3 protein-coding genes, 1 tRNA gene and 1 rRNA gene are annotated in these 9,603 nt (G+C 70.6%); 1 reads left to right on the plus strand and 4 read right to left on the minus strand.

The genetic code is table 11. The annotated features are described in order from the left end of the window. Window positions 1–25: 25 nt before the first annotated feature. Window positions 26–5,536, minus strand: coding sequence for a HAMP domain-containing protein (locus ACSNOG_RS04250; RefSeq protein WP_436751156.1), 5,511 nt, complete (start codon window positions 5,534–5,536; stop codon window positions 26–28). Between the two features lie 214 nt (window positions 5,537–5,750). On the opposite strand from ACSNOG_RS04250, the gene ACSNOG_RS04255 reads away from it, so the two are divergent. Further along, window positions 5,751–8,405, plus strand: coding sequence for a SpoIIE family protein phosphatase (locus tag ACSNOG_RS04255; protein WP_436751157.1), 2,655 nt, complete (start codon window positions 5,751–5,753; stop codon window positions 8,403–8,405). A gap of 49 nt (window positions 8,406–8,454) precedes the next feature. Here ACSNOG_RS04255 and ACSNOG_RS04260 read toward each other — a convergent pair. The 3 genes from ACSNOG_RS04260 to rrf form a co-directional block, all read right to left on the minus strand. Continuing rightward, a tRNA-Thr gene (locus ACSNOG_RS04260) sits at window positions 8,455–8,530 on the minus strand. A gap of 53 nt (window positions 8,531–8,583) precedes the next feature. Then, on the minus strand, window positions 8,584–9,261 hold the full coding sequence (locus tag ACSNOG_RS04265; RefSeq protein WP_436751158.1) for a DegT/DnrJ/EryC1/StrS family aminotransferase: 678 nt from the start codon (window positions 9,259–9,261) through the stop codon (window positions 8,584–8,586). A gap of 95 nt (window positions 9,262–9,356) precedes the next feature. Then, a 5S ribosomal RNA gene (rrf, locus tag ACSNOG_RS04270) occupies window positions 9,357–9,473 on the minus strand. Window positions 9,474–9,603: the final 130 nt, after the last annotated feature.

Raw genomic sequence — 9,603 nt, forward strand, 5'->3', positions numbered from 1 at the left:
GCCGGGCCGTCCGTGCGGCCGCCCCTCACTCGGCGCGCATCCACTGCTCCATCACCGTGAGCAGGTGGTCGGTGTCGACCGGCTTGGTGACGTAGTCCGACGCCCCCGCGTCGATGCTCTTCTCGCGGTCGCCCTTCATCGCCTTCGCGGTGAGCGCGATGATCGGCAGGCCCGCGAACTGCGGCATCCTGCGGATGGCGGCCGTCGTCGCGTAGCCGTCCATCTCCGGCATCATGATGTCCATCAGGACCACCACGACGTCGTCGTGCTGCTCCAGGACCTCGATCCCCTCGCGCCCGTTCTCCGCGTAGAGCACCGAGAGCCCGTGCTGCTCCAGGACGCTCGTGAGGGCGAACACGTTGCGGATGTCGTCGTCGACGATCAGCACCTTCTCGCCGTGGAAGCCCCCGCCGAAGCCCGAGCCGAAGTCGTTGGCCGTCGGTTGCTCTGCGTCACCATGGAGCTCCGCAGGCCAAGGCTCACCCTGGGGGGCGGCCGGCGGCTGGGGCCCCGGCGCGACCGGAGCGGGCCACTGCCCGGCGGCCTGCGCGGCCCGCTGGCGCCGCAGGAGGAGCCCGGCCGCCCCGCGCACGGGCTCGTCCGCCCCGGCGACGGGCAGACCCGCCTCGACGGCCGTGACGTCCTCGACGCCGCCGCCCTGCTCGCTGCCGGGCTCGGGCCGGCTGCCCGGTGCGAGCTGCGGGTAGCCCTGGGGCGGCAGCTCTCCGGCGTTGAGCGGAAGGTAGAGGGTGAAGGTGGAGCCGCGGCCGGGCTCGCTCGCGGCGTGGATCTCGCCGCCGAGCAGCCGGGCGATCTCGCGGCTGATCGACAGTCCGAGGCCGGTGCCGCCGTACTTGCGGCTGGTCGTCCCGTCGGCCTGCTTGAACGCCTCGAAGATCACGCGCATCTTGCTGGCCGCGATGCCGATGCCGGTGTCGGTGACCGAGAAGGCGATCACCTCGCCGTCCGGGTCGCGCAGCGAGCCCGCCTCCAGGAGCTGCTCGCGGATGGTGTCCGGGACGTCCCCGCCGGCGGGTCGGATGACCAGCTCCACCGCGCCCGTGTCGGTGAACTTCACGGCGTTCGACAGGAGGTTGCGCAGCACCTGCAGCAGCCGCTGCTCGTCGGTGTGCAGCGTGGCCGGCAGCTCGGGTGAGACCCGCACGGAGAAGTCGAGCCCCTTCTCTGCTGTCAGCGGCCGGAACGTGGCCTCCACGTAGTCCACGAGCTGGACGAGCGCGATGCGCGTCGGGCTGACGTCCATCTTGCCCGCCTCGACCTTGGACAGGTCCAGGATGTCGTTGATCAGCTGCAGCAGGTCCGAGCCCGCCCCGTGGATGGTCTCGGCGAACTCCACCTGCTTGGGCGAGAGGTTGCCGTCCGCGTTGTCGGCCAGCAGCTTCGCGAGGATGAGCAGCGAGTTGAGCGGCGTGCGCAGCTCGTGCGACATGTTGGCGAGGAACTCGGACTTGTAGCGCATCGAGACGGCGAGCTGCTCGGCCCGCTCCTCCAGCACCTGCCGGGCCTCCTCGATCTCGGTGTTCTTCACCTCGATGTCGCGGTTCTGCCGCGCCAGCCGCTCGGACTTCTCCTCCAGCTCCGCGTTGGAGATCTCCAGCGCCTTCTGCCGGTTCTCCAGCTCCGCCGACCGCTCGCGCAGCTGCTCGGTCAGCTCCTGCGACTGCTTGAGCAGGATCTCCGTCTTGGTGTTGACGCTGATCGTGTTGACGCTGGTGCCGATCATCTCGGCGATCTGGTTGAGGAAGTCCTTCTGGATCTGCGCGAAGGGCTGGAACGAGGCCAGCTCGATCACACCGAGCACCTGGCCCTCGAAGAGCACCGGCAGCACGATGACGTGCGCCGGAGGCGCCTCGCCCAGACCGGAGGCGATCTTCAGGTAGCCCGGCGGGACGTTCTCCACCAGGATGGTCCGCTTCTCCTTCGCGGCGGTTCCGATCAGCGTCTCGCCCGGCCGGAAGGAGGTGGGCATGGAGCCCATCGAGTAGCCGTACGAGCCGAGCATCCGCAGCTCGTACGCGTCGTGCTCGTCCTCGGCGCCCTGGCCGCCCGGCGCGCCCGTCGGCATGGCCAGGAAGAACGCGCCGTGCTGCGCGGAGACCACGGGGGTCAGCTCGCTCATGATCAGCCCGGCGACGTCGTCCAGGTCCCGCCGGCCCTGCAGGAGGCCGGAGATCCGGGCGACGTTGCCCTTGAGCCAGTCCTGCTCCTTGTTGGCCAGGGTGGTCTCGCGCAGGTTGGCGATCATCGTGTTGATGTTGTCCTGGAGCTCCAGGATCTCGCCGGCCGCATCCACGTCGATCTTGAGGTTGAGGTCGCCGCGGGTCACCGCGGTGGCGACCTCGGCGATGGCCCGCACCTGGCGGGTCAGGTTCCCGGCCATCTCGTTGACCGACTCGGTCAGGTCGCGCCAGGTGCCGTCCACGTCCCGCACCCGCGCCTGGCCGCCCAGCTGGCCCTCCGTACCCACCTCGCGGGCCACGCGCGTGACCTGCTCGGCGAAGGACGACAGCTGGTCGACCATCGTGTTGATGGTCGTCTTCAGCTGGAGGATCTCGCCGCGGGCATCGATGTCGATCTTCTTGGTGAGATCGCCCTGGGCGATGGCCGTGGTGACCATCGCGATGTTGCGCACCTGGCCCGTCAGATTGGAGGCCATGGCGTTCACGGACTCCGTGAGGTCCTTCCAGGTGCCGCTGACACCCGGCACGCGCGCCTGGCCGCCCAGGATGCCGTCCGTGCCCACCTCGCGCGCCACGCGCGTGACCTCGTCCGCGAAGGACGACAGCGTCGTCACCATGGTGTTGACGGTGTCGGCCAGCTGCGCGACCTCGCCGCGCGCCTCGACCGTCACCTTCTTGGTCAGGTCGCCGTTGGCGACCGCCGCCGCGACCTGCGAGATGTTACGGACCTGGCTGGTGAGGTTGTTGGCCATCAGGTTGACGTTGTCGCTGAGGTCCTTCCAGATGCCGGTGACGTCCCGCACCCGCGCCTGACCGCCCAGCTGGCCCTCGGTGCCCACCTCGCGGGCCACCCTCGTCACCTGCTCCGCGAAGTCCGAGAGCTGGTCCACCATCGTGTTGACGGTGGTGACCAGTTCGAGGATCTCGCCCTTCGCGTCGACGGTGATCTTCTTCGACAGGTCGCCCTTGGCGACCGCCGTCGTCACCTCGGCGATGTTGCGCACCTGCGAAGTGAGGTTGTTGGCCATGAAGTTGACCGACTGCGTCAGGTCCTTCCAGGTGCCGGAGACGCCCTGCACCTCGGCCTGGCCGCCCAGGATGCCCTCGGTGCCCACCTCCCGGGCCACCCGCGTGACCTGGTCGGCGAACGACGACAGCTGGTCCACCATCGTGTTGAGGGTGTTCTTCAGCTCCAGGATCTCGCCCCGGGCGTCCACATCGATCTTCTGCGAGAGGTCGCCGCGCGCGACCGCCGTCGCCACCTGCGCGATGTTGCGCACCTGCGCCGTCAGGTTGCCCGCCATGCCGTTGACGGAGTCCGTGAGGTCGCGCCACACGCCGGCCACGCCCGGCACCTGAGCCTGGCCGCCCAGCCTGCCGTCCGTGCCCACCTCGCGGGCCACCCGGGTCACCTGCTCCGCGAAGGCGGAGAGCTGGTCGACCATCGTGTTGATGGTGTTCTTCAGCTCCAGGATCTCGCCGCGCGCGTCCACGTCGATCTTCTGGGACAGGTCGCCGCGCGCCACAGCCGTGGTCACCTGGGCGATCTGCCGCACCTGAGAGGTGAGGTTGCCCGCCATGAAGTTGACGGAGTCGGTCAGCTCCTTCCAGGTGCCGCTGACGCCGTCCACCCGGGCCTGACCGCCCAGCCGGCCCTCCGTGCCGACGTCGCGCGCCATGCGCGTGACCTGGTCGGCGAACGAGGACAGCTGGTCGACCATCGTGTTCACGGTGTTCTTCAGCTGCAGCATCTCGCCGGAGACGTCGACGGTCACCTTCTGCGAGAGGTCTCCGTTGGCGACCGCGGTGGTCACCTGGGCGATGTTGCGCACCTGCCCCGTGAGGTTGCGGAAGGCGGTGTTCACCGAGTCGGTGAGGTCCTTCCACGTGCCCGCCGCGCCCGGCACAGCGGCCTGGCCGCCCAGCTCGCCCTCGACGCCGATCTCCCGTGCCACGCGCGTGACTTCGGCACCGAAGGAGGACAGCTGGTCCACCATCGTGTTGACCGTGTTCTTCAGCTCCAGCATCTCGCCGGAGACGTCGACGGTCACCTTCTGGCCCAGGTCGCCGTTGGCCACGGCCGTCGTCACCTGGGCGATGTCCCGCACCTGCGTCGTGACGTTACGGAACGCGGTGTTCACCGAATCGGTGAGGTCCTTCCACGTCCCCGCCGCACCCGGCACCTGTGCCTGGCCGCCGAGCCGGCCCTCCGCGCCGACCTCGCTGGCCACGCGCGTCACCTCGTCGGCGAAGGTGCGCAGGGTCTCCGTCATCTGGTTGATCGTCTCGGCCAGCTGGGCGATCTCGCCCCGCGCGCTGACCGTCACCTTCTGCGACAGGTCGCCGTTGGCGACCGCCGTCGTCACCTGCGCGATGCCCCGCACCTGCGCGGTCAGATTGCCGGCCATCAGGTTGACGGAGTCCGTCAGGTCCTTCCAGACACCCGCTACGCCGGGCACCTGCGCCTGGCCGCCCAGCTCGCCCTCCGTGCCCACCTCGCGCGCCACGCGCGTGACCTCGGAGGCGAAGGAGGACAGCTGGTCGACCATCGTGTTGACGGTGTTCTTCAGCTCCAGCATCTCGCCGGCCACGTGCACCGTGACCTTGCGGGAGAGGTCGCCCTTGGCGACGGCCGTCGTGACGAGAGCGATGTCACGCACCTGGGCGGTGAGCCTGGACGCCATCGTGTTGACGGAATCCGTCAGGTCCTTCCACGAACCCGACATACCGCGCACCCGGGCCTGGCCGCCCAGCTTGCCTTCGGTGCCGACCTCGCTGGCCACCCGCGTCACCTCGTCGGTGAACGCCGACAGCTGGTCCACGAGGCCGTTGACCGTGCGCCCCACCTTGAGGAACTCGCCCCGCAGCGGATGCGCCGACCCGTCCGCCCCCTGCGAGCGCAGGTCCATCCGCTGCTCCAGGTCGCCCTCGGCCACCGCCGACAGCACCCGCCCCACCTCGGACACCGGCCGGACCAGGTCGTCCACCAGGGCGTTCGACGCGTCGATCGCGGCGGCCCAGACGCCCTCGCAGGCCCCCACCTCCAGCCGCTCCGTGAGCTTGCCCTCACGGCCCACGACCCGGCGCACCCGGGCCAGCTCCCCGGTGAGCTGCAGATTGCGGTCCGCGACCTCGTTGAAGACCGCGGCGATCTCGGCCATCACCCCGTCGCCGGAGACCGTCAGGCGCTTCCGGAAGTTTCCGTCGCGCATGGCGGACAGGGCCGTCAGCAGCCTGGTCAAGGCCGCCGTGTCGACTTCCGTCGTCCCATTGGCCCGGGACCGTCCGCCCTTCGCGCGCGTGCTCACGCCCCGCGCCTCCGCGCCAGACTCCACCGTGTCCCTCCCGCAGGGTCGATCATCCTCGTCGGGCTTCCACTTCAATCTTTCCCAGTGTTTCACCCCGGCCCGGCCAGGCCATAACAGTTCGGCAGCATCGCACACGGTCCGCGGGCACTCCCAAGGTGGAATCCGTTCACACCGGCCTCCGGCTGTGCGGTGAAGGTAAGTAACCTGGCATCCGGCCAGGGCAATGGAGGGGCGCTGCGACATGGGTGAGCAGATCGCCGAGACCTACACGAGGAGACCTGTGATCACCGCGCGGGCTGCCGCCACCTTCGAGCCGGTCGGACGCTCGGTCGCCTCCGCCCGCGCCTTCGTCCGGGACACCCTCCAGGGCTGGGGCCACCCCGACATCATCGACGACGCCGTCGTCCTGACCAGCGAGCTCGTCACCAACGCCGTCGTCCACGCCGGCACCGCCGCCGACGTCCTGTGCATGCGCACCGCCACCGGCGTGCGCGTCGAGGTCGCCGACCGCTATCCCGAGCGCGAGGTGCCCCTGCAGAGCGCCGCCCGCCGCATCGGCGGCGTCGACCGCGAGGGGGGCCGCGGCCTGCTGCTGTGCGCCGCCCTGGCCACCCGCTGGGGCGTGGAGTACACCCCCACCCACAAGCAGGTGTGGTTCCAGCTCGACCTGCCCGACCGCCCCGCCGGCACCCGCTCCGCCGGTCCCGCCCTGCCCACCGAGGCCCTGCCGGTCGCCGACGCCCGCGTCCGCGTGGCCGTCGTCCAGCTCGACCGCACCGGCGGCATCACCGCCTGGAACGACGACGCGGACTCCCTCTTCGGCTACGCGGCCGACCAGGTCCTCGGCAAGCCGCTCACCGACTTCGCCGCCTGGCCGCACACCCCCGGCACCTCCACCGGCATCGCCGAGGCCTTGCGCCTGTCCCGCTGGGAGGGGTCCTACGGCATAAGGGGCGCCGACGGCCGCATCACTCCCGTCTACGCCTCCCACCTCCGCGTCCGCGACAACGAAGGCGCCCCCTCCACCGTCTGCCTGCTGGTGCGCGAGGAGGAGCGCGCCGTCCTGCAGAGCCTGCAGCGCTCCCCCGCGCCCGACAGCGCCACCACGGAGCGGGGCACCGCCACGGACCCCTTCGAGGTCTTCATCGGCTCCCCCGCCCCGGACGACCTCGACGGCCTCCTGCAGCGCACGGTCGAGCGCGCCCGCGACATGCTCGACGGAGACGCCGCCTACCTCCTGCTGGCCACCGACGACGAGACCGAGCTGGAGGTGCGCGCCTCCACCGGCCTGCCCTCCGCCCGCCAGCGCTTCGCCCGCGTCCCCGTCGAGGCCGGCACCGGCCGCTACGGCTCCGCCCGCATGCCCGCCGTCCACGAGGACCTCGCCGTTCTCCCCGGCGCCGTGCCCCTCCTCAACGACACCGGCATGCGCTCCGTCGTCACCGTCCCCCTCAAGGTCGAGGGCCGCCTCACCGGCTCGCTGGGCGTCGCCGCCGAGGCCCCCGGGCGCTACAGCAACGAAGAGGCCCTCCGCCTGCAGTTCGCCGCCGACCGCATCGCACTGGCCGTCGAGCGCGCCCGCCTCAACGAGCTCGAACGCCTGCGCCGCGGCTCCCTGTCCTTCCTCGTGGAGGCCTCCGACCTCCTTGCAGGCACCCTGGACCGCGATCAGACCCTCGCCCTCATGGCACAGATGACGGTGCCCACCCTCGCCACGTGGTGCGCCGTCTATACCGTGGCCGACCCCGCATCCGAACCCGAGCTGTCCTACGTGCTGCACGAGGACGAGGACCGCATCGACGGCCTGAAGACCCTCCTCGGCCGGCTCGCCCCGCCGGACCCGGTCCCCACGCCCGGCGCGCGCATCTGGTCCGCCCCCTCCGAGGCCGCCCACGCCGCCGCGCTGCGCGGCTCCCTGCGCACCCTCGGCATCGCCGAATCCGACCGCCACGCGGCCGCCCCCAGCACCTCCCTCGCCACGGCGGCCGCGGTCGGCGGAGAGACGGTCGTCCTGCCGCTCGTCGCCCGCAACCGCGTCATCGGCATGCTCACCCTCGGCAAGCCCACCGACGATCACTTCCGCCAGGAGATCCTGGAGCTCGCCGAGGACCTCTCCCGCCGGGCGGCGCTGGCCCTGGACAACGCCCGCCTCTACAGCGAGCGCACCGCCATCAGCCAGTCCCTCCAGCGCAGTCTCCTCCCGCCGGAGCTGCTGCACGTCCCCGGCGTCGAGGTCGACGTCATCTACCGCGCCGCGGGCGAGGGCAACGAGGTCGGGGGCGACTTCTACGACCTCTTCCCCATCCGTGACGGCGCCTACGGCTTCGCCATCGGCGACGTGTGCGGCACGGGCCCCGAGGCCGCAGCGGTGACCGGCCTCGCCCGGCACGCCCTGCGCCTGCTCGCCCGCGAGGGCTACGGCGGCCCTGCCGTCCTGGAGCGGCTCAACGCCGCCATCCTCGACGAGGGCGCACGCAGCCGCTTCCTGACGCTCCTGTACGGCGAGCTGTGGCCGCAGGAGGACGGCAGCGCGATCCTCAAGGTGGTCTGCGCGGGCCACCCCCTGCCGCTGCGCCTGCGCCAGGACGGCACGGTCGAGGCCGCGGCCGACCCGCAGCCGCTGCTGGGCGTCATGGAGGACCTGGAGCTGTACGAGCAGACGGTCACCCTCGACCCGGGCGACGTCCTGCTGTGCGTCACGGACGGCGTCACCGAGCGCCGCGAGGGCGCCCGCATGCTGGGCGACGACGGCCTCACCGACCTGCTGACGACCTGTACGGGGCTGACGGCCGGGGCCGTGGCCGCCCGGGTGCTCCGTGCGGTCGAGCGCTTCGCCGCGGAGCCGGCGTCCGACGACATGGCCATTCTGGCGATGCGGGTGCCGGAACTGTCCTGAGGCATGGGGTACGAAAAAGGCCCCCGCCAATTGGCGGGGGCCTTTTCTGTGGAGCCCCAAAACGGAATCGAACCGTTGACCTTCTCCTTACCATGGAGACGCTCTGCCGACTGAGCTATTGGGGCCAGCAACGAGATAAAGCATACCCCATGTTCGTACGCCCTTTTGACCACGTGACTCAGGCGGCTTCGGGCACCAGCCCGCCGAGCGCGTTGCACGCGGCCACGACCCGGTGCAGCTCCCGCTCGCCGGCGCTGGCGTCGACGGGCAGCGCCAAGCATTGGCCGGCGGCCCGCTCGGTTTCGGCCAGCCACAAGTCCCGCCGGTAGGAGGGAAGTCGGTGCACGGGCGTCTGTACGGGCACGTGGCACCGTACGCCGCGCGCCCGCAGCGCCCGGGCGAAGGCGTCGCGGTCGGGACGGCCGTTGCCGGGAACGCGCACCACGTAGGAGCGGTAGCTGTGCTCAATGCCCGGGGGTACGGCGGGCGTTACGACGCCCCGCAGCCTGGCGTTCAGGTAGGCCGCGTTGGCCCACCTCTGCCTGGCGTTCTCGTCAGCTGGCTGTTCGTACTCGACCAGGAGCAGTCCCCGCCGGTCGGCAACGGCACGCAGGCCGGCCAGATCGGCGCGGCGGCCGAAGAGGTGAACGGGCATCACTGCGGCGGCCCGGAGGGTGAGGGTCGCGGCGACGGACGCGGGGTCCAGGCAGAGGCTCTCCGGGTCGATGTCGGCGAACACGGGCACCGCTCCGGCCCGCCGGACCGTCTCGGCCGCGTCCGCCGTCGCGTACGACGGCACGACGACCTCGTCGCCTGCACCGATGCCCGCTGCCGTGAGCGTCTCTGCTGTCCCCATGAGGGGAGGATTTCCACGGGACGTGAACGGGGCACAAATAAAAAAGCTCCGGTAGCTGAACAGAAGTTCAGCTACCGGAGCTTTCTCTAAAAATTGTTCGGCGGCGTCCTACTCTCCCACACGGTCCCCCATGCAGTACCATCGGCGCTGAAAGGCTTAGCTTCCGGGTTCGGAATGTAACCGGGCGTTTCCCTAACGCTATGACCACCGAAACACTATGAAGTTAACCAACCCGGCATGGACACAGGTCGTTACTTCAGAACCTACACAGTGGACGCGAGCAACTGAGGACAAGCCCTCGGCCTATTAGTACCAGTCAGCTCCAACCGTTACCGGTCTTCC

The sequence above is a fragment of the Streptomyces sp. URMC 124 genome (genome assembly GCF_051386455.1).
In the GTDB taxonomy this organism is placed as follows: domain Bacteria; phylum Actinomycetota; class Actinomycetes; order Streptomycetales; family Streptomycetaceae; genus Streptomyces.

Excerpts from the sequence above, each read along its gene's own strand:
- ACSNOG_RS04265 (WP_436751158.1), bottom strand. The coding sequence starts at position 9,261 with ATGGGGACAGCAGAGACGCTCACGGCAGCGGGCATCGGTGCAGGCGAC.
- ACSNOG_RS04255 (WP_436751157.1), top strand. The coding sequence starts at position 5,751 with ATGGGTGAGCAGATCGCCGAGACCTACACGAGGAGACCTGTGATCACC.